Source organism: Candidatus Photobacterium acropomis (assembly GCF_030685555.1).
GTDB lineage: Bacteria > Pseudomonadota > Gammaproteobacteria > Enterobacterales > Vibrionaceae > Photobacterium > Photobacterium lucens.
Map to the genome: position 1 here is coordinate 1804249 of NZ_CP131609.1, position 25389 is coordinate 1829637.

General features: G+C 40.3%; 24 protein-coding genes and 4 tRNA genes. 11 read left to right on the plus strand and 17 right to left on the minus strand.

Going from position 1 to position 25389, the window contains the following annotated elements:
* Nucleotides 1-127 precede the first annotated feature (127 nt).
* The 3 genes from Q7657_RS15320 (at nucleotide 128) to Q7657_RS15330 (ending at nucleotide 5386) form a co-directional block, all read left to right on the plus strand.
* Complete coding sequence (locus Q7657_RS15320) at nucleotides 128-3388, plus strand: M66 family metalloprotease (RefSeq protein ID WP_107165136.1); 3261 nt, start codon at nucleotides 128-130, stop codon at nucleotides 3386-3388.
* Between the two features lie 250 nt (nucleotides 3389-3638).
* Nucleotides 3639-4634 (plus strand): type I glyceraldehyde-3-phosphate dehydrogenase, encoded by a 996-nt coding sequence (gap, locus tag Q7657_RS15325; RefSeq protein ID WP_107165137.1) that lies wholly within the window; start codon nucleotides 3639-3641, stop codon nucleotides 4632-4634.
* A 170-nt stretch (nucleotides 4635-4804) separates the two neighbouring features.
* Entirely contained in the window at nucleotides 4805-5386 is a 582-nt protein-coding gene (locus Q7657_RS15330; RefSeq protein ID WP_107165138.1) for a YbaK/EbsC family protein, read from the plus strand.
* Between the two features lie 92 nt (nucleotides 5387-5478).
* Here Q7657_RS15330 and Q7657_RS15335 read toward each other — a convergent pair whose 3' ends face one another.
* The 12 genes from Q7657_RS15335 to Q7657_RS15390 all read right to left on the minus strand — a co-directional run bounded on the left by Q7657_RS15335 (nucleotide 5479) and on the right by Q7657_RS15390 (nucleotide 13554).
* On the minus strand, nucleotides 5479-6186 hold the full coding sequence (locus tag Q7657_RS15335; protein ID WP_107165139.1) for an HNH endonuclease: 708 nt from the start codon (nucleotides 6184-6186) through the stop codon (nucleotides 5479-5481).
* A gap of 315 nt (nucleotides 6187-6501) precedes the next feature.
* Nucleotides 6502-6578: transfer RNA gene (locus Q7657_RS15340), tRNA-Val, on the minus strand.
* 49 nt (nucleotides 6579-6627) lie between these two features.
* Nucleotides 6628-6704: transfer RNA gene (locus Q7657_RS15345), tRNA-Val, on the minus strand.
* A gap of 38 nt (nucleotides 6705-6742) precedes the next feature.
* Nucleotides 6743-6819, minus strand: a tRNA-Val gene (locus Q7657_RS15350).
* Nucleotides 6820-6857: 38 nt separating this feature from the next.
* Nucleotides 6858-6934 (minus strand) — tRNA-Val (locus Q7657_RS15355).
* Between the two features lie 226 nt (nucleotides 6935-7160).
* Entirely contained in the window at nucleotides 7161-7421 is a 261-nt protein-coding gene (locus tag Q7657_RS15360) for a DUF5062 family protein (RefSeq protein ID WP_008986862.1), read from the minus strand.
* Nucleotides 7422-7549: 128 nt separating this feature from the next.
* A complete protein-coding gene (locus Q7657_RS15365) occupies nucleotides 7550-8632 on the minus strand; it encodes a DUF3080 domain-containing protein (protein WP_107165140.1) in 1083 nt (360 codons plus the stop codon).
* A 91-nt stretch (nucleotides 8633-8723) separates the two neighbouring features.
* Nucleotides 8724-10094, minus strand: coding sequence for an MATE family efflux transporter (locus tag Q7657_RS15370; RefSeq protein ID WP_023932571.1), 1371 nt, complete (start codon nucleotides 10092-10094; stop codon nucleotides 8724-8726).
* 243 nt (nucleotides 10095-10337) lie between these two features.
* Entirely contained in the window at nucleotides 10338-11492 is a 1155-nt protein-coding gene (locus Q7657_RS15375) for a hypothetical protein (protein ID WP_107165141.1), read from the minus strand.
* Nucleotides 11489-11869, minus strand: coding sequence for a GtrA family protein (locus tag Q7657_RS15380; protein ID WP_008986866.1), 381 nt, complete (start codon nucleotides 11867-11869; stop codon nucleotides 11489-11491). Before Q7657_RS15380 ends, Q7657_RS15375 begins: the two co-directional genes overlap by 4 nt.
* Nucleotides 11862-12890 carry a glycosyltransferase family 2 protein gene (locus tag Q7657_RS15385; RefSeq protein WP_107165142.1) on the minus strand — a complete coding sequence of 343 codons (1029 nt, stop codon included), beginning with the start codon at nucleotides 12888-12890 and terminating at the stop codon, nucleotides 11862-11864. The genes Q7657_RS15380 and Q7657_RS15385 overlap by 8 nt, the downstream gene beginning before the upstream one ends.
* A gap of 10 nt (nucleotides 12891-12900) precedes the next feature.
* The gene (locus Q7657_RS15390; RefSeq protein WP_107165143.1) at nucleotides 12901-13554 is read right to left on the minus strand and encodes a riboflavin synthase subunit alpha; all 654 of its coding nucleotides are present in this window, start codon (nucleotides 13552-13554) and stop codon (nucleotides 12901-12903) included.
* Between the two features lie 313 nt (nucleotides 13555-13867).
* Here Q7657_RS15390 and Q7657_RS15395 point away from each other — a divergent pair, with 313 nt between their 5' ends.
* Nucleotides 13868-14476, plus strand: coding sequence for a riboflavin synthase subunit alpha (locus Q7657_RS15395; protein WP_107165144.1), 609 nt, complete (start codon nucleotides 13868-13870; stop codon nucleotides 14474-14476).
* 67 nt (nucleotides 14477-14543) lie between these two features.
* On the opposite strand, the gene Q7657_RS15400 is transcribed toward Q7657_RS15395, so the two are convergent.
* The gene (locus tag Q7657_RS15400; protein ID WP_042116864.1) at nucleotides 14544-14747 is read right to left on the minus strand and encodes a CPXCG motif-containing cysteine-rich protein; all 204 of its coding nucleotides are present in this window, start codon (nucleotides 14745-14747) and stop codon (nucleotides 14544-14546) included.
* 235 nt (nucleotides 14748-14982) lie between these two features.
* The gene (locus Q7657_RS15405; protein ID WP_053988197.1) at nucleotides 14983-15852 is read right to left on the minus strand and encodes a fructosamine kinase family protein; all 870 of its coding nucleotides are present in this window, start codon (nucleotides 15850-15852) and stop codon (nucleotides 14983-14985) included.
* A gap of 367 nt (nucleotides 15853-16219) precedes the next feature.
* Between Q7657_RS15405 and yqfB the strand changes: the two genes are divergently transcribed.
* From yqfB to rplT, 5 genes are all read left to right on the plus strand, one after another.
* Nucleotides 16220-16546 (plus strand): N(4)-acetylcytidine aminohydrolase, encoded by a 327-nt coding sequence (gene yqfB / locus Q7657_RS15410; protein ID WP_107165145.1) that lies wholly within the window; start codon nucleotides 16220-16222, stop codon nucleotides 16544-16546.
* A 199-nt stretch (nucleotides 16547-16745) separates the two neighbouring features.
* Nucleotides 16746-18677, plus strand: coding sequence for a threonine--tRNA ligase (gene thrS / locus Q7657_RS15415; protein ID WP_498827362.1), 1932 nt, complete (start codon nucleotides 16746-16748; stop codon nucleotides 18675-18677).
* 66 nt (nucleotides 18678-18743) lie between these two features.
* On the plus strand, nucleotides 18744-19232 hold the full coding sequence (gene infC, locus Q7657_RS15420) for a translation initiation factor IF-3 (RefSeq protein ID WP_258178215.1): 489 nt from the start codon (nucleotides 18744-18746) through the stop codon (nucleotides 19230-19232).
* A gap of 99 nt (nucleotides 19233-19331) precedes the next feature.
* Entirely contained in the window at nucleotides 19332-19526 is a 195-nt protein-coding gene (rpmI, locus tag Q7657_RS15425) for a 50S ribosomal protein L35 (RefSeq protein ID WP_005367387.1), read from the plus strand.
* 44 nt (nucleotides 19527-19570) lie between these two features.
* A complete protein-coding gene (rplT, locus tag Q7657_RS15430) occupies nucleotides 19571-19924 on the plus strand; it encodes a 50S ribosomal protein L20 (RefSeq protein ID WP_005367388.1) in 354 nt (117 codons plus the stop codon).
* Nucleotides 19925-20032: 108 nt separating this feature from the next.
* Here rplT and Q7657_RS15435 read toward each other — a convergent pair whose 3' ends face one another.
* From Q7657_RS15435 to Q7657_RS15445, 3 genes are all read right to left on the minus strand, one after another.
* Nucleotides 20033-20503, minus strand: coding sequence for a hypothetical protein (locus Q7657_RS15435; RefSeq protein ID WP_107165146.1), 471 nt, complete (start codon nucleotides 20501-20503; stop codon nucleotides 20033-20035).
* 15 nt (nucleotides 20504-20518) lie between these two features.
* Nucleotides 20519-20779, minus strand: a complete 261-nt coding sequence (locus tag Q7657_RS15440) for a YiaA/YiaB family inner membrane protein (protein ID WP_258178211.1) — start codon at nucleotides 20777-20779, stop codon at nucleotides 20519-20521.
* Nucleotides 20780-20915: 136 nt separating this feature from the next.
* Nucleotides 20916-21158, minus strand: a complete 243-nt coding sequence (locus Q7657_RS15445; protein WP_053988192.1) for a hypothetical protein — start codon at nucleotides 21156-21158, stop codon at nucleotides 20916-20918.
* A 726-nt stretch (nucleotides 21159-21884) separates the two neighbouring features.
* On the opposite strand from Q7657_RS15445, the gene pheS reads away from it, so the two are divergent.
* Complete coding sequence (gene pheS, locus Q7657_RS15450) at nucleotides 21885-22868, plus strand: phenylalanine--tRNA ligase subunit alpha (RefSeq protein WP_005367402.1); 984 nt, start codon at nucleotides 21885-21887, stop codon at nucleotides 22866-22868.
* A gap of 20 nt (nucleotides 22869-22888) precedes the next feature.
* The gene (gene pheT / locus Q7657_RS15455) at nucleotides 22889-25276 is read left to right on the plus strand and encodes a phenylalanine--tRNA ligase subunit beta (protein ID WP_107165148.1); all 2388 of its coding nucleotides are present in this window, start codon (nucleotides 22889-22891) and stop codon (nucleotides 25274-25276) included.
* The last annotated feature ends 113 nt before the right edge of the window (nucleotides 25277-25389 follow it).

Here is a 25389-nt window from a genome sequence, read left to right on the forward strand (position 1 = left end):
TTTCAGGGCTGTTTTTTTGACGTTTTAATGCTTAATAAATTCTTACAAATCAGTAAGATAAATTGATTTTCACCCTCTTATTTATTCACTATATTCGCGCTAGATATGTTAATTTTGTGTGGATGTAATGAAAAAGAAATATTTAGTCAGTTTGCTACCTGCATTGCTTATGGCGCAATACGGTTACGCAGAAATAAAACCAACCACAGCACCAGAAACGCTTTATTTTAATAAGAAAGCCTTACCTTCTGATACACAAGGTAGCCTACAAGGTAGCGTAAGTATTGCTCAAAGCGTGATCATGCAAACGAGCAACAAGATTGAAAACGATCGTCAGCCGCACCTTGTGTCATTGCGTCGCAGCTTAGTGATGTTTGAACCACAAGCAGACATGCTTGAAAGCGGTGAAGCACTAACGGTGACAGCGAAAAACGCAAACAATGAAGTGGTTTACCAAACCGTTATGCGTTTGCCGCAACAGTTGCCGCAAGTAGCGGGTAAATTAGATAAATACGTTGAGATCATTAAGCCTGAGCAATTTTCTCTCACTGTTACTAGCAATAACGATCTTGGTCAAATTGCTGGTGAAGCTGGCAAATCCCATTTTAAAGCGCTGATTGCGCAGCACGATACTATCCATATTTCTACAGGGGATGGTCATTGGGCTCGTCATTTTATTCTGCCAGATGACAAAGCTTTCCATAATAAGAAGATCACTTTTACCTCGGATGCAGGTTACAACTCTCAAATCGAGTATTCACAAGGCACAGATACCATTAGCCGTGGTAATCAATTCACTTACCAGAATGTTGATGGTATTTGGTACGGTGAAGCAGATATGGCAATCAGCCGTGTGGCTTACAGTGATAAAGCCTATTCAGCTGTGCTACCAGCAGAGGCAATGCTACCAGGTTTGAGCTTAACTTTTAGCGCACAGAGCAATAAAGAAGGGACTGTTTCAGGCATTAAGATCGGTGCTAATACCAGCATGATCTTAAATACGATCGACATTGGTTTATTAACTGAGCCAAGAGATCAATTCCAGTTCATGAAAGATCCTGATCTTCATCGTCAATATTTCCAAAATATTCAGATCAGTAAATTGATCGTTAACCCTTATGAGTCAGTGCATCTTGAAGAAATCATGTTGCCTGATGGTCGTGTGTTGGTTGGCGTTGATCCAAGTAATGCTGATTCTTATGGCAGTGACTCTCACTACCGTATTGCCCGTGAATTAATTTCATCAGGTATTAACAGTGCAAGTTACGGTGTGAACTCATCTATTGTTCGTCCTGCAAGCCAATGGAATATCAGTGCGCCATATCATGCAGCGCAAGTGACCGTGAATAACTCTATTGGTAATTACACTGATGGCCTAATTGCACATGGCTTATTAGGTTCATACGCAGGTGTGGCTTCTGTTGTTGGCTCGACAGGCAATGAATTTAGCCATGAAGTTGGTCACGAATTAGGTGTGGGCAATCACTACCCGGGTGGTTACACAGGTGCTATTCATAAAAGCTCAACGGAAGTGAACTCAACATGGGGTTGGGATGTTCATAAAAACTTCTTTATTCCAAACTTTTCCAAAGGTGTAACGAACCAAGAGTCATGTTACGAAGGGGAGTGTGTTGCACCGTTTGAAGGTCATAGCTTTGGCTTTGGTACTATGTCTGGTGGTTCAGCGTTATACCCTAAATACAACGCTTACACCTTACATGCACCGTATGAACTAAGCGTATTCCAAGACTTCTTAGAGAACAAAGCTAACTTCGATCCTGCATCACCAACAGGCTTTAGTAAGTGGGATCATAATGAGAAAGTCATGAAACCGTGGACGAATAAAACGGCAGATGATCTTGCTCTCTCTATTGTAGTTAGCCCGAATGAAAGTTTAGGCCCTGATGAATACGGCCCAGAAAGTGACAAGTTCTACCAATTGTTTGAAAACAACGATGTGGTATTTGTACACGTTAAAAACCACGCATGGATTGGTAATATTTACCTGCCAAGTGATGAAGCATTTGAAGGTAAAACAGCGTACCTACAAGTTACGTCATTGTGGAATACCAATGTTCACTACAACGATCAAAGCTTTACGCTAGTTCGTGATAAGAAATATGCGTTCACTTACACCAATGGACAATGGGTATTAGATGAGAACGTGACAATTGGCGATCAGCTTGACTTGATCCCATACAAGCAAGGTATTCCAGTCACAACATTAGTGGGCTACTACGATCCAGAGAAAACATTACCAACTTATATGTACCCAGCCCTACATGGTGCTTACGGTAGTGTTTATGTTGATAACTTTACGGCTTCATCTTGTAAAGTTGATGTATTCACCCGTGAAGCAGGCACCAAAACCTTTAACTTACATAGCCGTCGCCTACAAGCGGGCTTTATGAACCGTTTCCATATTAACGTTGAGAGTGCACTGAACCCATACCGTGCAGAAGTAAGCTGTGGTGGTGATGTATTAGATACGATGGATATCACCCCAGCTAAAACAACATTGAAAGCCAATATTGTTTCGACAGAAGCAGGTAAAGCGCCAGTGATCAGTGGTGTTGAAGATGTGGTAATCGCACACCGCGATCTATTCGCACCATTAGCAGGCGTGACAGCAATGGATGATTACGATGGCGATGTAACAGCATCTATTGTCGTTGAAGGTAGCGTTGATAGTCATAAAGTTGGTCACTACAGCTTAACTTACAAAGCATACGACAGCGCATTAAGCGAATCGGTTGTGGTACGTAATGTAGAAGTGTTCAGCGAAAAACCAGTGTTATCAGGCATTACAGACATCACTGTTCAATTTGGTGATGTATTTGATGCTAAAGCTGGCATTACCGCTTCTGATATTGAAGATGGTGATTTAACAGAAAACATCGTCGTTGATGGTGCAGTTGATACTAACCAAGCCGGTACATACACACTGACTTACCAAGTTACAGATAGCGCACAGCAAACTACACAAGCGCAACGTGTAGTAACGGTTGAAGGTAGCGCAGTTTGTGAAAACATCTGGAGTGCAAACAGCACGTATGTAGCAGGTGATGAAGTTAGCCACAACGGTGTGGTATGGCAAGCTGGCTGGTGGACACAAGGTGAAGAGCCGGGAACAACAGGTGAGTGGGGTGTTTGGAAGCAAGTAGCAACAGAAGGTTGTACGTCTGTAAAACCTGAAATCACGCCGCCAGCACCAGGTGAATACCCAACTTATCAAGCAGGTACTGCTTATAAAGAAGGCGACATTGTTCGTGCAAGTGATGAGCAACTTTACCAATGTAAGCCTTGGCCAAATGCAGGCTGGTGTTCAAACGGTGCTTACGCGCCAGCAACCAGTGTTTACTGGCAAGACGCTTGGACAAAGCTGTAATAACTAAAATGATATAGATAAACAAAAGCGGTGAGTGATCACCGCTTTTTTCGTTTTTACTAACTCAAGGTATTAAATCTAATTTATTTACCTAGTGGCTAATTATTATTTGTACCTCACAATGAGAGGAAAAAACGATTAAAAAATTTCGATTGCTATCGTCAAGTTAATTGAAATGACTCCATCTCAAAAGAGCGTATTATTTTAATAAAACATAGTTCATTACAAATTAAGTTATGGAGAAACAGTCATGACAATTAAAGTAGGTATTAACGGTTTTGGTCGTATCGGTCGTTTTGTTTTCCGTGCAGCGCAAGAGCGTAATGATATTGAAGTAGTTGGTATTAACGATCTTATTGATGTTGACTACATGGCATACATGCTTAAATACGATTCAACACATGGTCGATTCAACGGTACAGTTGAAGTGAAAGACGGTAACTTGGTTGTTAATGGTAAAACAGTACGTGTAACCGCAGAGCGTAACCCCGCAGATTTAAAATGGGATGCGATTAATGTTGACGTTGTAGCGGAAGCAACAGGTTTATTCTTAACTGATGAGACAGCACGTAAACACATTGAAGCGGGGGCGAAAAAAGTTGTACTAACGGCACCATCGAAAGATGCAACACCAATGTTTGTTATGGGTGTTAACCAAGATATGTATGCAGGTCAAGATATTGTATCGAATGCGTCTTGTACTACTAACTGTTTGGCGCCTATTGCTAAAGTACTTCATGATAACTTTGGTATTGAATCAGGCTTAATGACAACGGTTCACGCAACAACAGCAACACAAAAAACAGTTGATGGTCCATCAATGAAAGACTGGCGTGGTGGTCGTGGTGCTTCTCAAAACATCATCCCATCGTCAACAGGTGCAGCAAAAGCAGTAGGTAAAGTATTACCAGAGCTTAACGGCCTACTAACAGGTATGGCATTCCGTGTACCAACCGCGAACGTTTCTGTGGTTGATTTAACGGTTAACCTTAAAAATGCAGCGTCTTACGAAACTATCTGTAAAGCAATGAAAGCAGCATCAGAAGGTGAGCTAAAAGGCATTCTTGGTTACACAGAAGATGCAGTGGTTTCTACAGATTTCAACGGTGACGCACATACCTCAATTTTCGATGCAGCAGCAGGTATCGCACTCAATGATAACTTCGTTAAAGTCGTATCTTGGTACGATAACGAAATTGGTTATTCAAATAAAGTGCTAGATCTTATTGCTCACATCTCTAAATAATATAAGCATTAATTAGCTTTATTTATTGAATGAGTATATAGGCGACGTATTTAGCGTCGCCTTAATTTTATATTTATTAACATCACTTCTTATTTAAAAAGAGTATTCATTAAATACGAATAGTTTTTAATTAAATAAACTGCTTTTCTTGATTGATATAGGATGGATATATGAATAGCGTCCTTCAACTTCTTGATAAATTCTCAATTGATTATCAACTTATAGAACACCCATCATCCATAAGCTGTGAAGAATCTGAAGCATATTTATCTGACGATATACCAGGGATCCAATTGCGCCATTTGTTTTTACGGGATCGTAAAAAACAAAGCTTCTTCTTATTTGCTTATAACGCTCAGCGTAAAGTATGTCTTAAAAAAATGGGGCAGATGCTTGGTGTTAAAGGTTTGACGATGGCAAGCATTGAAGATTTAAAACAAATGCTTAATGTTGATTCTGGCGCAGTATCACTTTGCGCAATGATCAATGATACTGAGCATAAAGTGATCCCCTTACTGGATGAAGAACTTCGAACTGCAACGCACTATTGCGGTGTGCCCAATGTTACAACCGCCACACTTATTTTAAGCAATCAAGCATGGCAACAGTTTTTTAAAGCGATTGATCGTTCACCTGTTTATATTGATGCGCCAGCACGTGAAACAGAACGTGTCGCAGGTACGCCAAGAAGAAGGGCATTAACTGAAAACGAAAAGCAACAAATAGAGCAGTTTGATCGGATATTGGATTAGCGGTGAGAGATCACCGCTTTGTTGGATATTATATCTATAATATTCATGTGATTAGTTTAAAAGAAGAATATTATCAAAGTGATGTGTGAATATTATCTTATTTTTTGAGTTAGTATCACTTTCAGTTCTTGAGGTAAAATCGTATTCCGATATCTATGTAACATTGCATGGCAATTTGGGCATACAGGTATCAGATCTTTTATAGGATCTAGTTTATATTCACTTTTTATTTCAGATAGAGGAATAATATGATGCACATGAATGAAATTTTTCCCTCGTTCTCCATAGACTTTTTCAAAGTCAAATTCACATACTTTGCAAAGATATCCGAAATGCTCTAAGCAAATTTTGCGAGCTTTAATATCTCTTTCATAAGCATTAACTTTAATTGTTTTCATAGCTCCTTCATAAATATTCTCATTATCCTCTGGTATTTCATCTGGTTGAAATACATCTAGAGGGACGGCTTTAAAAATATCCTTTTCGATCACTAATTGTCGTTGTTCTATAACTGGACTAAATCCATCGGCAACAGTTTCACCTTTCTTATTTTTTTTAACACTTGTTTTGAAAATTAAAAGCTCATAGCCATCATTTTTAATCTTATTTATATGTTTCAAAGAGTGGGCATATCCTTTTTTTGACCATGCGGGACTAAGGATGACATTTCCGTTTGCAGAATTTAAACTAAAAAGCACCTGTTTCTTCGTGTCGTTACAGTATGAATATTTTCCTTGGGTTGATTTAAACGAAAGTCCCATTATTCGATTAACAAAAGCTGTTCTAGATTCTTTTTTCATTTTATATCTACTTTAGTTTAATTATAAAAGTTAATCCGTTATTGCAGAATGCTATTTTTATATAATCAGTTATTACTTTACATACTAAACTTGATGCATTCTGATAAACGTTACTATAATCATGTTTACTTTTAAAGATCATGATGTTGGTTGTATTTTTTACTTTTGATAGATATGTTTTATTTATAAGATTATAGTTTTTTAAGAGGTTACAACAGCGTAGAAAAGTAGGGGATAAGTTATTGTTGAAGGATTAATCCCACAGACACAAAAAAGCCCGCTTAAAAGCAGGCTTCTTCGTATCTTAAGAGAATTTGGTGCGTCTGAGTGGACTCGAACCACCGACCCCTACCATGTCAAGGTAGTACTCTAACCAGCTGAGCTACAGACGCATATTGTATTCTTTATATGATTAAACCTGGTTGGTTTAATCATTGAATTTGGTACGAACGAGTGGACTCGAACCACCGACCTCTACCATGTCAAGGTAGCGCTCTAACCAGCTGAGCTACGCTCGTATAACATGAACCGATTGAATTAATCATTTCATAAAATTTGGTGCGTCTAGGCAGACTCGAACTGCCGACCCCTACCATGTCAAGGTAGTACTCTAACCAACTGAGCTATAGACGCAAATTGTGTATTTATGATTTCTGGTTTTAATCATAAATTGGTACGAACGAGTGGACTCGAACCACCGACCTCTACCATGTCAAGGTAGCGCTCTAACCAGCTGAGCTACGCTCGTACAGATGTTCCAAGGAACGACAAGCATATTAGCGAGTCGCCTGTTATGAGGCAAGTGTTAAAATCGGCTTTTTTAGTAAATTCAGTGCGTTTGCTTGCACAATAGCCAGTTTCAATAAAATGATGCTGATGAAATAGTCTAAGTTACGAGAAGACAAGAGAAACTGTGATAACAAAAAGAGAAGTAAAGCAGTGGCGGATGATGTGATTTAGCCACTGCTCTTGGATTAATTCAGTAATTCATGATCGGGTGGAAGTAGGCGGCTGATCCATAACACCAGTTTGTGCTTCATGTGTACGCCATCTTCTTGATCAACGGCGAGTGGGGTAATTTGCTTACATTCAACTAATAAGCGATATATACATTCGACACGGTCAGTGGAGCCAACACTGCGGTCAAGATCGGAAAATCCTTGTTTTTTGGCAAAGGCAAAGCCGAGTTCTAGCGCTTTTTTCAGAAGTTTCGCTTCATTCTTATTTTTCTTCATGAATGTCTCCTATCCCTAATATGAAAAATGCGTAAAGCCTAAGCTATCTGTGATTCTATCTCTGCGTGTTTAAATTTTAGTGTAAACCCGATAATTTTGAAGTGAGTTGATCGCTTGTTTGAGCATTTTTATTGTCCCACTTTAAAATTGCATTGTTTGAATAATCGTTGCCAAAATTTCACATGATCTAATGTTGCTTGATGGAATTGGCGGTAGGCTTCTCCATTGATATAGGCATCTATATAACCTTGCATATCCGGTGTGACTTGTATAGGTGCTTGGCTTAATTGTTGATGTATTTGCTGCAAAACGGGCTGAATTTGTTGGTACTGTGAGTCAAGGTGGGCTAAATAGCGTTGAATATCTGCAACATAGAATTTGTAGAACACGTTACGTAAGTATTTGGCTTTTTGTTGATTCATGTTGTTACCACACAAGATCAAATCTTGATTGGCGTTGAGTTGCGCGGTGATGGTATTAAGCCAAGTGGTAGTGCGAGCGAGCGAGTAAAACAGATCGCCAATATAGCGGCTGTTATAAATTTGCTGTTGATGATGAAGCAGATCTTGGTATTTCTTTTCTATTAACGCAGGGACAATCGGTGCAGGTGTTGTCGTTACGTTGTTATTGATCAGATCGGCAACATAGCTAAAAGCACTGAGGCTGGTGAGAAATGCGCTGTTCTTCTCGCTGTCGACGAGTTCATGCCCTAAGGTGAGTTGTTTGCGCCATTCTTCACCTGTGAAGATCATGTTCCAGAAGATCATTGGAAGCTGTTGTTGTTTTTGCTGATAGATAGGTGTGAGTTCTGCAACCAAATCTGAATCAGGCTTAAGTTGGGTAAGGCAGTAACTTAAGCCGTTTAAAAATAACAGTTCGTATTGCAAGCTGCGGGTTTTATCTTGCACTTTGCCGAGAATCGAATTGCGCTCAGCAATCAGTTGAAACAGGCCACATTGACGCAGTTCATAAGCATCTAATAAGCCAATACGAATATCAGGCAAAGCTTGGTTAAGATCGCGCTTTTGTGGCAGTAGCACTACATCTGTTTTTGGGATAGGTGTTGGCTCGATATCTAATACATTGGTGAGCCGCTGGTGGTAGTTCTCAAATGCGGCTTCACTATTATTTTGTTTGCAGCCAGCAAGCAGCAATACTAGCCCCAATGCCAGTGCAATTGTCTTTAGTGTGGAATTAAACGTGTTTGGCATAGTGCTGGCTTAATCGCTTATGTTTAGTTTTATCATACTGATTATTATTGATATTAGATCAAAAAAGGCGATCTGATGATCGCCTTTTTGTTTATCGGTATGACATTTCTAATTGTTTGCCAACATCCAGCTTATGAACATAAGCTAATCGCCAACCTAGCATTACTGCCGCTGAACTTAGACCAAGAATAAAGCCAATCCAGAAACCTTCTGGCCCCATAGCTGGAACAACAAGGTTGGTTAAACCAAGAATGTAGCCCGATGGTAAGCCAATCAACCAGTACGCAATAAAGGTACAAATGAAGATTGCACGCATATCTTTATAGCCACGCAATGCACCTGCTGCCACAACTTGGATCGCATCACTACATTGGTAGATGGCTGCAAATAACAGTAGTTGTCCTGCAAGTACAATTACGTGTGGGTTATGGGTATATAGCTCTGCAATATGTTCACGGAAAATCACCGTAAGAATGGCAGTACAAATTGAAAGGGCAGTACCAACCAATAGACCACAGTGGCTTGCGATACGTGCACCATCAATGTCTTTTTCACCCATTTTGTGACCAACACGGATACTCACCGCAGCACCAATACTCATTGGTAACATGTAAACCAGTGATGAGAAGTTCATCGCTATTTGGTGAGAAGCGACTTTGTTCGCACCCAAAGGTGAGATCAATAAGGCAATCACAGCAAACAGAGATACTTCAAAGAAGATAGAAGCAGCAACAGGGAAACCTAATTTAAATAAACGGGTTAATGCTTTTAATTGTGGGCGATAGATATGCGAGAAAAGCCCAATGCTGTTAAGTCGTTTATTCAGTTTTACAAAAATCAGTAGCGCAATGAACATGAACCAGTAAACAATAGCTGTGGCAACACCACAACCAATACCGCCTAGCTCTGGCGCACCGAATTTACCGTAAACAAAGATCCAGTTAAGTGGGATGTTTGCTAGTAAGCCTAAAAAGCCAATCACCATACCGGGAATAGTAAATGAAAGCCCTTCAGAGAAACTCTTTAAGGTTTGGAAAAACAGAAACGCAGGCACTGCAAACAACACAGCGTGTAAATAACCCACTGTTTTTTCTGCAAGTACGGGTTCAACATCCATATAGTGGATTAAAATACCGGCTTTATAGAGGATCAGCATTGTCGGTATCGATACTAATACAGCAAGGTAAAAACCGTGTTGAACCTCAAAAGGAACTTTGTCTTTTTGTCCTGAGCCACTTAACTGGGCAACAATGGGTACCAGTGCCATAAGCAGACCCACACCAAATAGAATCGATGGTAGCCAGATACTCGCAGCCACTGCTACGGCTGCCATATCGACAGCACTGACACCACCTGCCATAACGGTATCAATAAAGCCCATGGATGTTTGAGCCACAGCGGCAATAAGGACAGGCACCGCCAGTTTTACCAGTTGTGCTGTTTCACGTTTGTAGTTCTGCACTATTTTTGGCTCCAAAAAATGGGAATAGATAGAAGGGGAGTCAAGAATATTAATGCTTAGATGGCATTATATTTCGTACTGCCAGTAGATTTTTGGGATTATATAAATAAAAGTGGGATAGCTAAAACAGAAATATGACAAATTTGATATTTATTGATCTGTATAAAAAAACGACAGCTTATGAAAAGGTTTTTATTCCTTACATAAGCTGCCGTTTATTCACTGCTTTTATGAGAAAAAGCGTTAGACCGTAAACATCATATGGCTGTAGAAACCAATCGCAATAAAGGTACTAGCGGCGCTGAATACACATAACATTGGTGTTTTGATGAATGGGTAACGTTCAATGATCAACAGTAAACCTAGAAATGTAGGATACAGGCCAAATGCGTAACGTGGCATTGCGTTTAGGTTTGAGGATAGTGGTAACACTAAACAAATAAACATAAACACTGCTTCTGCGTAGTATTTACGTATAGCCAAGTAAATATTTAACGCAAATGCCAGCAATGCAACGATGGCAAGATATAGCTTAGGACCACCAGTTTCAAAACCATACATGATCCAATGGAATGGATTGGTTAATTGGCGACCCCACGCAATTTGAATATGACCAAATGCCAGCGCATCACCAACATGGAAGTAGAGATAAGTCATGTAAGTGAAGAAGCCAAATGGAATAATCCAAATAGCGGCAATAACTTTTACTGCTGGTGTTTTTAGGCGCAAGAAGCTATTCACACCATAATGTTGAATTGCAATGATCAACACAGGGAAAACTAAAAAGACCCCAAGGTTACGAGTAATGGCTGCCAGTAACCCCAGCACTGCTACCCATGCCCACTGTTGACGATAACTAAAGAGGAATACGCCAGTGACAAACGCGATGAACAGTGGCTCGGTGTAACCTGCGGTTGAGTACACGGTATAGGGTGAAAAGCACAATAACCAAATTGCTGCGTATTGGGTGCTTTTGCTAAAACGTAATTGTTTTAATGCCATTAAGATCATTGGCAAGCTGATCAAAAATGCAAGGTTTGAGGCGATGACTAAACCAAGACGTGCGTTATTGATCGGATTTTCAAAAGAGAAAAACTTCGAAAAAATCCAACCAAGGAACGGTTGCAACGGCATGAATGCCCAGTTAGCGGCATTTTTCTGGCTTAGCCATTGAGGAACTAAGTCGTAACCATCTTGGATAATGCGGTAAAACCATACACAGTCGAAACGGCAAATGGTTTGTAGTAACGGTTGTTCAGCATAGTGGCCCGACGCAAATTCAGTTACTCCCCATAAACCTAAGCTATAGATAACTGAACGGCTTACAACCATTGCAAAAATGAGCATTAGCCATTCTTGCTTGCTGATCTTAATGGATGGCAAAGATATCGTATTCATTTAAACACCCAGAACTTAGCCAAAATAAACGTAATGATCGGCACACAAAGGGTTGAAATAGTGACCGCAACCCAGCCTGAAAACATCGCACTTTTTAGCAGTGATGCAAGGATAATGTTATTGATAAAAAAGCCCATTAGCGATACGGCGAGGAACTTTAAAAACGATCCTTTTTGTCCAAATGTAAAATGGCGATGACCAAAATAAGACACTAAAAAAGCAATACTAAAACCCACTACGTTGGCAGTGTATTCAGACGGATCTTGAATTTGGAAAAAATATAACCTAACAACGGATAAGTGTACGGCTGTTGCAAGTAAACCAATGATCGCAAAACGATTTAATTGCCAAAAATGTTTTAAGAATGACTCATTCATTGGTGACTTCTAACTCTTTTTCTATCGCTTTATTTACAACCGGATTTTGTTGAGATTTCTGGCTGTATTTACCATAAACGCCTTCGATTAAATAGATAGGGCGTTGTTTAAGCTCAGTATAAATACGGCTGATGTACCCACCAATAATACCCAGCGAAATTAACTGAATGCCACCTAAGAACAGCACGACCGAAATGGTTGAAGCATAACCCGGTGTATGGACGCCAAAGAAAATGGTACTGATCAATACGTACATTAAAAATAAGAAGGATAAGAAAGAGATCCCAAAGCCAATGAACCCCCATACACGTAGTGGCCAAGCAGTGAAGCTTGTGATGCCATCCATTGCGAAGTTCCATAGCTTCCAGTAGTTAAACTTGGTATCACCAACGTTACGTTCAGGGCGTTGAAAATCAACACCAATCGAGCGGAAAGATGACCATGCTAATAAACCTTTCATAAAGCGGTTACGCTCAGGTAATTGCTTCACTGCTTCAATCACGCAACGGTCAATTAAACGAAAGTCACCGACGTTTTCAGGCAAGGTTGTTTCTGCAGATAAGAAATTGAAGAAACGATAAAAACCGCCAGCAGTGACACGTTTTAGGAAGGTATCTTGTGAGCGATCAACACGAACGCCATATACGGTGTCGTATTCACTGGTTTGCCATAGGCGAACAAATTCAAGGATCAATTCTGGTGGATCTTGCAAATCTACGTCTAAGATAACAGCGGCATCACCTTTCACGTAATTTAGACCAGCAGTCATAGCGGCTTCTTTACCAAAATTACGGGCAAAGTTAATGAGCGAAATAGAATCATCTTCAGCAATCGCAGCTTCAATCACTGATTTGGTTTTGTCCTTGCTGCCATCGTTAATAAAAACAATATCGATATGAGAACGAATAGAGGCAAGTTTCTCGTTGATTTCGTTTATAAACGGAGTGATCGCAACTTCCTCGTTATAAACAGGGACGATCAGCGATAAATTATAATCAGGGTTCTTAAGGTTATTATTCATATTATGTACCTTAGTGGTTCACGACAGGAGAATTATCCTGTAAATGTGAGGCTGTAATAGTTTGTTGAGCTAAAGCATCTTCTTGGTATGAAAAATCAATGTGTTTAATCGCGATAGGCGAAGGGGGATCAATGGTGAAATGCTGTAAAGCGTCACCAGCCATTAATGCATTATAGGGAATAGATGCAACGAGAGTGTTTGCTTGTGTAGTCGGAGTCAAAACACCAGTCCATTGATTTAAATGAATATTCAAAGGTGTTGATAGTGGCGTTGAGACATTCACTGTTAAATGAATATTTTTTTGCTCAGCCTTTGGCAGGGTAAAGTAAAGACCGCCATTGCTGCTTAATAGACGTGCGTTATTATTGGCATCTTCTGCCCAACCAGCGCGGGATAAGTAAGGCACTCTAGTTGCCACATCAAGCGATGATGGGATGCTCAGTGTAAGCTTAGGCTGCTTCGGTTGCCAAAAAAGTGTCTGATTTTTAATGTAGTAAGCTTTGTAAGCAATACTGACATTAGGTGTTACTGCCTTATATAGTACCCATAGGTAATAGCACGATAGAATCGCTATTAAAGCAATAAGTGTAATTCGCAGCGTCTTTGATGAGCTTGCCTGATTACTGTCTGCTTTGATGGCATCATTAGCGATGTCAGTGGTCATAATATACCTTTAAATGGTGATGGAACTATTCAGTATCTCATTGATATAGAATTATATTTTATATAATCATTCTCAAATAGGATATGATTTTAGTTGTTAATATGCTTATTTGACAATAATTTGTCATTACGAGATAGCATGAGAAAGATGAATCTGAGCTGTATGGTGTTTAAGCGTTGACCAATTGTTTTCTTAGATTTGATACCATTACTTTTAAGTATTAGCTTTATTACAACTTTTGCTACAAAAATAGTATTAAAAATCAAATTGCTGTCGATAAGTACAGTGATTAAATACTCAGTTAAGGATCATTATGTTTACTGGTATCGTTCAAGGCACCGCTGAAGTGGTTTCTATTGATAAGAAAGAAAACTTCCAAACTCACATCATTCGTATGCCGAAGCATTTATTGTCTAATGTTGAGTTAGGTGCATCGATTGCACATAACGGTTGCTGCTTAACGGTGACGAATATTAATGACGATCTGCTGTCATTTGACTTGATGCAGGAAACACTCAACGTGACTAACCTTGGTTTATTAAAAGAAGGGGATGAAGTTAATGTTGAGCGAGCGGCAAAGTTTGGTGATGAAATCGGTGGTCACTCAATGTCTGGGCACATTATGTGTACAGCGATTGTTGCTGATTTGGTGACGTCAGAGAATAATCATCAAGTGTGGTTTAGCTTACCTCAAGCGCAAATGAAGTATGTGTTTACCAAAGGGTATATTGGTATTGATGGTATTAGCCTAACGATAGGTGATGTGGTGGAGAACCGCTTCAACGTGAATTTGATCCCTGAAACTTTGCAGCGAACAAACCTTAAGCATCGTGCGATTGGTGATGTGATTAATATTGAGATTGATCCGCAAACTCAAGCGATTGTAGATACAGTAGAACGAGTGCTTGCAGCAAGAGTATAGTGGTTGAATAAATCCACTAGATTGCTTATCGCATTAGTCTAGTGGATTTACGTTATACATTTTCATATTAAAAAATTTGCTCATCATCGGCATCGATAAATAAGTTGATGGTTTTATGTAGCTCATCAACCTGCATGTTGACATGAATAGGGTTACAGCATGCAGGGCAATCATCATAAAACTCTTGGCTACCCGCACTTGCATCAAGGGATATTTGGATCATGTGACCGCAATGGGGACAACTGACGTTTTGCTCTGAATAGTTTCTCATTTTGTACTCCTTCACCTTTTCATCTTGTCTGATACTCAGCTTATTTTCTTCTATACCTAGCATAGCAATAGATTGATAAATGTATTGATAGCTACGTCATGAGAATCATCTTTATTGAAAGAGAATACTTGAAGTGTTATTAAGCCCCGCATTGGGTGTGAGCGAAAGACTGAATTAAGCACAATCGGTATGGCATAAGCGCAGCCATAGCACTTATGCCATAAGTGAGGAGGGATTATTCGTCGAGCAAACCTAACTTAGCAATGATGTATTCAGCTTGCCCCATATATTCACCACCAAATAAAATGCAGTGATTAAGAATATGGTAAAGGTTATATAGCTCTTTTCGTTCTTGGTATTCTTCTGAAAGGGGATAGATAGCGTTATAGCCATCGTAAAAACTGTTAGGGAAACCACCGAATAATTCAGTCATTGCAATATCACATTCACGATCTCCCCAATATGTTGCAGGATCAAAAATAATAGGGCCTGATACAGTTAAAGCGGTATTACCATGCCATAGGTCACCATGTAATAAAGAGGGTTTTGGCTGGTGGTTGACTAACCGTTTGATCACGTTACTGGTAATTGTATCGATACTGCCAAAAACAATACCTTTCTCTTCACATAGCTGAAGTTGCCAAGCGATACGTTGTTCAGCAAAGAAACGACACCAACGACGATGCCAACGGTTTGGCTGTGGCGTAAGCCCGACATAGTTATCAAAATCAAAGCCATATTCAGCTTGTTCACCCCATAAATGAAGTTTGGCTAGTTGCTGACCTAAAAGATAACCCGCTTCGTCATCGATTTTTTTTATCGGTAGATAGTTTAAAGTGAGGAAAGATTTATCACGGCAAGTACCTACATGGATATATTGTGGCACTTGTACACAATTGGCTTCATTTAAGATGCGGAGGCTTTCTGTTTCAGTTTCAAAAACGACCAATTGCTCTTTGTCGTTGAGCTTTAAAAAGAACCGTTGTTCGCCATCACTGACGCAGTAACAATCGTTAACGTCACCGCCTTCAAGAGATTGCCTTTCAACGATCTTAAATGGTCGACCTAGTACATCTGACAGTTGGTGAGAAATGGCTTGCCACATAATCATCCTCCGCGCACTGAAACGTATGTATACAACTTGTCTATCAACATCTTAGACCATTTATAGGCTGAAGAAATGTGAACTCAGTGTAATTTGTAAACAATGACTGATAAAACAGTTAAATATAAAAGAAGAAAAAACAATAAAAACAGAGTATTAAAAATAAGTCAGCTGTAAAAAAGAGGTGATGAAAAATTGATTGAAAACAAAAATTGTATGTCATTGATAATGAATGAGATGACATAGCTGCGATTTAGATAAAAATATATTACTCACGTCTATAAAATATAGTTACAAAACAAAATATACGAATTCATAAAAATAGGAGTAATCTGACGTAAGAATTAATTTAAAAAGAGAAGTAAATATGAACTCGCAAACTATTCCTACTGAAATGACATTCTTTGAACGTTTTGAAACAGACATCCTATCAGGCAAAAAAACAATCACCATTCGTGATGAAGCAGAAAGTTACTATGTACCTGGCACGCAAGTAAAAGTATCAACTTTTGAAGATGGGCGTGAGTTCTGTACATTAGCAATTGATAGTGTTGAACCTATCTTATTTTCAGAGCTAAATGACTTCCATGCACAACAAGAAAATATGACGTTAGAACAACTCAAAGCGGTAATTCAAGATATATATCCAGGTATCGAAAAACTGTACGTGGTGAGTTACACATTAGTTGAGTAAATAATTGAGATTTATTTCAGTGGATTCTTTGCAATCCATTAATTGCGTTTGCTATAGTAGCGCGTCGTTTTTATTTCAGTATGTCGCTCTGTATTGCAGCATCGAAATTTAAACGCTTTTTATTCATCAAAGCTTTCAAGCTTTATACATTCAACATGTGCTACTTGGTATGTGGCACCACTGTTAAAGGACATTATTCATGCCTGTAATTACTCTTCCTGACGGTAGTCAACGTCAATTCGACGCGCCTGTATCAACTATGGACGTGGCACTTTCAATTGGTCCTGGTCTTGCAAAAGCAACGATCGCAGGGCGTGTTGATGGTGTACGCGTAGATGCATGTGATCTAATTGAAAACGACGCAAGCCTTGAAATCATCACTGCTAAAGATGAAGAAGATGGTTTAGAGATCGTACGTCACTCATGTGCTCACCTATTAGGCCACGCAATTAAGCAGCTTTACCCAGAAGCGAAAATGGCTATTGGTCCTACAATCGATAACGGTTTTTACTACGACATCGATTTAGAGCAATCACTAACTCAAGAAGATCTTGAAGTGATTGAAAAGCGCATGCTTGAGCTTGCTAAAACCAAATATCAGGTTGTTAAGAAAAAAGTAAGCTGGCAAGAAGCGCGTGATGCTTTTGAAGCTCGCGGCGAAACTTACAAAATCGAAATTCTTGATGAGAACGTAGCGCGTGATGACCGTCCTGGTCTTTACCACCACGAAGAATACATTGATATGTGTCGTGGTCCACACGTACCTCACATGGGTTTCTGTCAAAACTTCAAGCTATTAAGCGTTGCTGGTGCATACTGGCGTGGTAATAGCGACAACAAGATGCTGCAACGTATCTACGGTACTGCATTCCACGATAAGAAAGCATTAAAAGCACACCTTACTCGTTTAGAAGAAGCGGCTAAGCGTGACCACCGTAAGATTGGTAAGCAACTTGATCTGTTCCACATGCAGCAAGAAGCACCGGGCATGGTATTCTGGCATCACAACGGTTGGACTATCTTCCGTGAGCTAGAAGTATTCGTACGTGAAAAACTAAACGAGTACGATTACCAAGAAGTAAAAGGCCCATTAATGATGGACCGTGTTCTTTGGGAACGTTCTGGTCACTGGGACAAGTACGCAGATGCAATGTTCACAACAAGTTCTGAGAACCGTGAGTACGCAATCAAGCCAATGAACTGTCCAGGTCACGTACAGATCTTCAACCAAGGTCTAAAATCTTACCGTGATCTACCATTACGTATGGCTGAGTTCGGTTCATGTCACCGTAACGAGCCATCAGGTTCTCTACACGGCATCATGCGTGTACGTGGCTTTACTCAAGATGACGCGCACATTTTCTGTACAGAAGCTCAAGTACAACAAGAAGTTACATCTTGCATCGAAATGGTGTATGATACGTACAAGACATTCGGTTTTGACAACATTGTAGTTAAATTATCTACTCGTCCAGAAAAACGTGTAGGTTCTGATGCAATGTGGGATAAGGCTGAATCTGACCTAGTTACTGCTCTTGAATCAATGAACATTCCTTTTGAGATTCAAGAAGGCGAGGGTGCATTCTACGGTCCTAAGATCGAGTTCACTCTTCACGATTGTTTAGATCGTGCATGGCAATGTGGTACCGTTCAGCTAGACTTTGCTTTACCAGAGCGTTTAGGCGCAACTTATGTAGGTGAAGATAACGAACGTCATACTCCGGTTATGATTCACCGTGCAATTCTTGGCTCACTAGAGCGTTTCATCGGTATTCTGATTGAAGATTACGCAGGCTTCTTCCCAACATGGTTGGCGCCTCAGCAAGTTGTTGTAATGAATATTACTGACGCGCAGTCTGAATATGTACAAGAAATTGTAGAAAAACTGAAAAAATGCGGAATTAGAGTCAATGCGGACTTGAGAAATGAGAAGATTGGCTTTAAAATCCGCGAACATACTTTGAAGCGAGTACCATTCATGCTTGTTTGTGGTGACAAAGAAGTCGAAGCAGGCGTTGTAGCAGTTCGTACTCGCAAGGGTAAAGATTTGGGTAAATTTAAGATTGATGAGCTTGTTGCATTTATGCAAGAAGAGATTAGCAGTCGTAAGCTCAATATTGTGGAGGAATAAGGTATTAAAGGCGGAAAAAGAACCCAGGCACCAGTTAAGCAAAACGCGCATCGTCTAAATGAAGAAATTCGTGGCGTACGTGAAGTTCGCCTAACTGGCCTTGATGGCGAATCAGTTGGTATTGTTTCATTTGATGAAGCAATGGATGTTGCTCTTGAAGCTGGTGTGGATCTAGTTGAAATTAGCCCTAATGCCGAGCCACCAGTTTGTCGTGTGATGGACTATGGCAAGTACCTGTTCGAGAAGAGCAAGGCTGCTAAAGAGCAAAAGAAAAACCAGAAACAAATCCAGATCAAGGAAGTTAAATTCCGACCTGGTACAGACGAAGGCGACTATCAGGTAAAACTACGCAACCTGACTCGCTTTTTAGAAGAGGGCAACAAGGGTAAAGTAACGCTACGTTTCCGTGGTCGTGAAATGGCCCACCAAGGCATTGGTATTGAGCTTCTAAACCGTATTAAGTCTGATCTTGAAGATCTAGCGATCTGTGAGAGCTTTCCTAATCGTGTAGAAGGTCGCCAAATGACCATGATGCTTGCCCCTAAGAAGAAGTAATAAAGGCATTCAAGTAGCTAAAAGCGCTGCTTAGGCAGCGCTTTTTGTTCGCCCTATTACTGTGATTATTAACTATCAACAATGCGGAGTTATCATCTCATGCCAAAGATGAAAACAAATCGTGGCGCAGCTAAGCGCTTCAAAAAAACAGCTGGTGGCTTTAAGTTTAAGCACGCTACTAAGCGTCACATCCTGACTAAACGTACTACTAAGAACAAGCGTCAGCTTCGTCCAAATGCAATCCTTCCTAAGTGTGAAGTGGCTGCAGTTGCTCGTATGCTTCCGTTCGCTTAATCGTTTTTAGTTTTATATTTTATTATTTTAGTTAGGAGTCTCCTATGCCTCGCGTAAAACGTGGTGTACAAGCACGTGCACGTCACAAGAAAGTTCTTAAACAAGCTAAAGGTTACTACGGTGCACGTTCACGTGTTTACCGCGTAGCTTTCCAAGCTGTTACTAAAGCTGGTCAATACGCTTACCGTGACCGTCGTCAGAAGAAACGTACTTTCCGTCAACTATGGATTGCACGTATCAACGCTGCTGCACGTCAAAACGGTATGTCTTACAGCCGTCTAATCAACGGTCTGAAGAAAGCATCTATCGAAATCGATCGTAAGATCCTTGCAGATATCGCTGTATTCGACAAAGCTACTTTCACTGTTCTTGTGGAAAAGGCAAAAGCTGCACTGTAATTTTTCAGTTTAGTTTTTAAGTTAAAAGGAGAGCCTCGGCTCTCCTTTTTTCATATCTACGTATTATCATTTTCTATCTAACTTTTCTTTTCTGTTAATGGTATTAGATCAAGTGTCGGTATCGATATGATTGCTCTTTAATGTCAGTAATAGTTTTATCTCAACTTGCTTGAGTGTGACTAATTGCTGTATATCCATCGAAGCTTCATGCTTTAGCTTTTTTTGATAACTTTTAAGTGCGAGGCTTAACTCTAGAGCTAATGCTTCCATATTTTCAATGGCTTTGCTGCGTGTTGTCAGTGTCGTTTCTATTTGTAATAGCTGTTGTTTTTTCTTCCATTGTTGGCGTAGTGTTTGTTGGAAAGCTATTTCAGCAATTGATTGCGATGATGAAATCAAAGGAGAGTGGGGAGATGGCTCATTAATGCTATTTAATAGTTGTTCTTCATGTTGTTGGATTTGTTGCTTAAGAGTATGAGACCTCTTAAGCAACAGATTATGCTCTCCACGCTTGCTTTCTATTAGCGTATTTAAGCGTCGTTTATATTCACATAATTGATGTATTAATTGATAGTTCATGAATATATCTAACAATTAGTCATCAATATCGTTGAGTAATTTTGCTGTTTTCGCTTCTTCAATTTTATGGATTAAGCTATTTGATTCCGCTTCATCTCGTACGGCCTTACTTAGTGTGATTGTGGCACTGACTAAAAATAAGCTACAGATACTATAATAGCCTTTGATGATTAAATCACCAGGTAGTTTTACTATGCTAATGATCATTGCAATGGCTGCAATAGCGAAAGTTGCTTTAGCATAAGTTAGCCAGTAGTTATTTTGCTTTTTCATCATATTTTCCTCTTAAACAATAAAACAGTGTTCAATTATGGTATTGGAGGTTTTTAGATAATGCAACGGTGTTTTTTATTTTATTTGGATATAAAAAAACCAGCACTTAGAAATGCTGGTTTTAAGAAAAGGGCAAATATTATGCCATTGCTCGACGCTGTTTGTTTGCACGTGAACGTGTTTTAACAAGGAATGCAAGAAATGGAACAAGAAGAGCATTAAGACCGATGAAGAACGCCAGGTTGATAATATTAAAACCGGATGCTGTGCTGATAGGCATTGCATGTGCTAGGCCGTAATTACCAAGAGCAAGTAGCGCAGTACAAAGGATCATTGCAAAAGTTGAAATTTTTAGTAGAGCTGCAAATTCTTTATTTTTCATCAGAGACTTCCTAACTTTGATTTTGATCATAATTTACACTGAAAAATGTAAATTTAAAACAGCTTTGGCAATTAATTTCATAATTATCAATAAAAGAAATAGTTAAAGCGATAGACCAATAGACTATCGCTTTTTATTCATGAGTGAGAAAGATTACACAGTTTAATGATGCTGTAAGTAATGCAGCGTTTTAGTTTTCGTGTGTTGGAAACTAATCCATAAACAGATGAAAAAACCAACAAATATACTGTTAAAAGCGAGGTAGTAAAGAATATGGATATAATCCACGTGCATCTGACTTGTTAGTGGGTTTTTCATCATGATTGGCATACTTGAAAACATGCCCATATTTCCCATCAAGATCAGGGCGACACAGAGTAGTAATGCGAATTTTAGAATAGATTGAAGTCCGGTAAAATCTTTTGTATCCATGAGTAAATCCTCCAAAAATATGTAATAAAATTACTGCTAGGGGAGGTTTTTCGATAGATGAAAAAATGAGAAATAGGAATCCAGATCCAGCCTTCAATTCTTACGTAATTTGCGACCTAATTGATTGAAATCACCATTTTTTGCTGTGCAACTGATAAAGGCGTTTTTTTTTCGTCCAAACTTACGGTTTTATTGCGATTCAATTTGGATTTAGACGCCGCTTTCTTTAGTATGTATCGTTACGCGATTTTATATCTCCCTTAAGGACGCCACCTGTGGGTGGATGAGGATACGATGCAACATCTAGACGAGATTATTGCCAACGCAACGGCAGCTATTGAGCAGGCTGATTCATTAGTCGCTCTGGACGAAGTCCGAGTTCAATTCCTAGGTAAGAAGGGTCACCTAACTCTTCAACTTCAAGCCCTAGGTAAATTACCACCAGAAGAACGTCGTACTGCTGGTCAAGAGATCAACAAAGCGAAGCAAGCAGTGCAAACACTACTTGTAGAGCGTAAAGATGGCCTACAACGTGCAGAGCTTGAAGCTAAGCTTGCGGCTGAGACTATCGATGTTTCTCTTCCTGGTCGTCGTATTGAAAATGGTGGCTTACACCCAGTAACACGCACAATTGAGCGTATTGAAAGTTTCTTTGGTGAGCTTGGTTTTACTACTGAAGCTGGCCCTGAAATTGAAGATGCTTTCCACAACTTCGATGCGCTAAACATTGCTGAAGATCACCCAGCACGTACTGACCACGATACGTTCTTCTTCAACCCAGATCTAATGCTACGTACGCACACATCTGGTGTTCAGATCCGTACAATGGAAAATGGTCAACCACCATTCCGTTTCATTGCACCTGGTCGTGTATACCGTAATGATTACGATCAAACTCACACACCAATGTTCCACCAAGTGGAAGGTATGTTGGTTGATGAAAACGTAAACTTTGCGCAACTAAAAGGTATTCTTCACGATTTCCTATGTAATTTCTTTGAAGAAGAAGTTGAAGTGCGTTTCCGTCCTTCTTTCTTCCCATTCACTGAGCCTTCAGCTGAAGTTGACGTTAAAGGTAAGAACGGTAAGTGGTTAGAAGTACTAGGCTGTGGCATGGTACACCCTAATGTTCTACGTTCAGTTAACATCGATCCTGAGAAGTACTCGGGCTTTGCATTTGGTATGGGCGTTGAGCGTCTAACTATGCTTCGTTACGGCGTTAACGATTTACGTGCGTTCTTCGAGAACGACTTACGTTTCCTAAAACAGTTTAAGTAAGCACTAGGGGCTAGAAATCTATGAAATTCTCTGAATCTTGGCTACGCGAGTGGGTTAATCCTGCAGTAAACAGCGAAGAGCTAGCTCACCAGATCACAATGGCTGGTTTGGAAGTTGACGGCGTTGAAGCAGTTGCTGGTGAATTTACTGGCGTTAAAGTAGGTCAAGTAGTTGAGTGTGCACAACACCCAGACGCTGACAAACTACGCGTAACTAAAGTAGATGTAGGTGCTGAAGAGCTACTAGACATCGTTTGTGGCGCATCTAACTGTCGTCAAGGTATCAAGGTTGCTGTGGCAACAGTTGGTGCTGTGCTTCCTGGCGATTTTAAAATCAAGAAAGCAAAACTACGTGGTCAACCTTCTCACGGTATGCTTTGTTCTTTCACTGAGCTAGGTATCGACGTTGAGTCTGATGGCATTATGGAGCTTGCAGAAGATGCAGTTCTAGGTACTGACTTCCGTGAATTCCTAGGTCTTGACGATGTTACTATCGACGTTGACCTAACTGCTAACCGTGCTGATTGTCTAAGCATTGCTGGTCTAGCTCGTGAAGTAGGTGTTCTAAACCGTGCTGAAGTGACTGAGCCTCAATTTGAGATCGTTGCGCCAACAGCGGCTGATACTATCGCTATCGATGTTAAAGCGCCTGCAGCATGTCCACGTTATCTTGGTCGTATTATTCGCAATGTAAACGTTCAAGCTGAAACGCCATTATGGATGCAAGAGAAGCTACGTCGTTGTGGTACACGTTCAATCGATCCAATCGTAGATATCACTAACTACGTATTGCTAGAAATGGGTCAACCAATGCACGCATTCGATCTTGCTAAGATCGATGGCGGTATCGTTGTTCGTATGGCAGAGCAAGGCGAGAAACTAACTCTTCTTGACGGTAACGAAGCTGAACTAAATGACAACACCTTAGTGATTGCTGATAACAAGCAAGCACTAGCGATTGCTGGTATCTTCGGTGGTGAGTTCTCTGGTGTTAACACTGAGACGAAAGACGTACTACTTGAGTGTGCATTCTTCGCACCAGATGCAATCCGTGGTCGTGCTCGTAGCTACGGTCTACACACTGATTCTTCACACCGCTTTGAGCGTGGTGTTGACGCGACACTACAAACTAAAGCAATGGAACGTGCAACAGCACTTATCATTGAAATCTGTGGTGGTGAAGTTGCGCCAATCGTTGAAGCTGAATCAGAAGCTGATTTACCAAAAGCAGCAACGATTGAACTTCGTCGCACTAAACTAGATCGTCTACTAGGTCACTCAATTGCTTCTGAAGAAGTAGTTGAAATCCTAACGCGTCTAGGTTGTGACGTTGAAACAACAGATGCTGGTTGGAAAGCTGTTGCTCCTGCATGGCGTTTTGACATGGCAATTGAAGAAGATTTAGTGGAAGAAGTGGGCCGTATCTACGGTTACAACAACATCCCTAATCAATCACCAGTTGCTGCACTAAGCATGAACCTACACAAAGAAGCGAACCTTCCGCTTAAGCGTGTACGTGATCTGCTAGTTGATCGTGGTTACCAAGAAGCGATCACTTACAGCTTCGTTGAGCCAGAGCAACAAAAGCTAATCGTGCCTGAAATTGAGCCATTGATCCTGCCTTTCCCAATTTCTGCGGAAATGTCAGCAATGCGCCTAAGCCTATGGACTGGCCTACTAAATACAGTAGTGTTCAACCAGAAGCGTCAACAGCCACGTGTTCGTCTATTCGAAGCTGGTCTACGTTTCATCCCTGAAGAATCTGCGGAAAACGGCATGCGTCAAGAAATGATGCTTGCAGGTGTTATCGCAGGTAACCGCAGCGATGAGCACTGGGATATCGCAACTAACACGGTAGATTTCTTCGATCTTAAAGGTGATTTAGAAGCAATCCTTGAGCTAACAGCAAACGAAGCTGCGTTTAGCTTTAAAGCAGCTAAGCACCCAGCACTTCACCCTGGTCAATCAGCAGCAATCGTTGTTGATGGCAAAGAAATTGGTTTCATCGGTACTGTACACCCAGAGCTAGAGCGTAAGTTTGGCTTAAACGGTCGTACTATCGTATTTGAAATCGAGTGGGCAGCAATCAACTCACGTATGCTTCCTGAAGCTGTTGCTGTGTCTAAGTTCCCTGCAAACCGTCGTGATATCGCCGTTGTTGTGAGCGAAGATGTTGCTGCGGGTGATGTCGTTGCTGCATGTCGTGCAAACGGTGGCGAGTTACTGACAGATGTTAACCTATTCGACGTTTACACAGGTAAAGGTGTTGAAGAAGGTAACAAGAGCCTTGCAATTGCACTGACTCTTCAATCTGCAGAGCGCACATTAGAAGAAGCAGACATTGCTTCAGCAGTAGAAGCAATTGTTGCTGCACTTGCTGAAAAGTTCGGTGCATCTCTGCGTGACTAATCGAAAATGATGAAGGTTAATCGCGTTTGTTAAGTAATTTTTGACGTTTTTAACTCTTTGTTTTTAAAAAGCAGCCTATGTTGGCTGCTTTTTTTTGATCTTTCTCCAAAAAA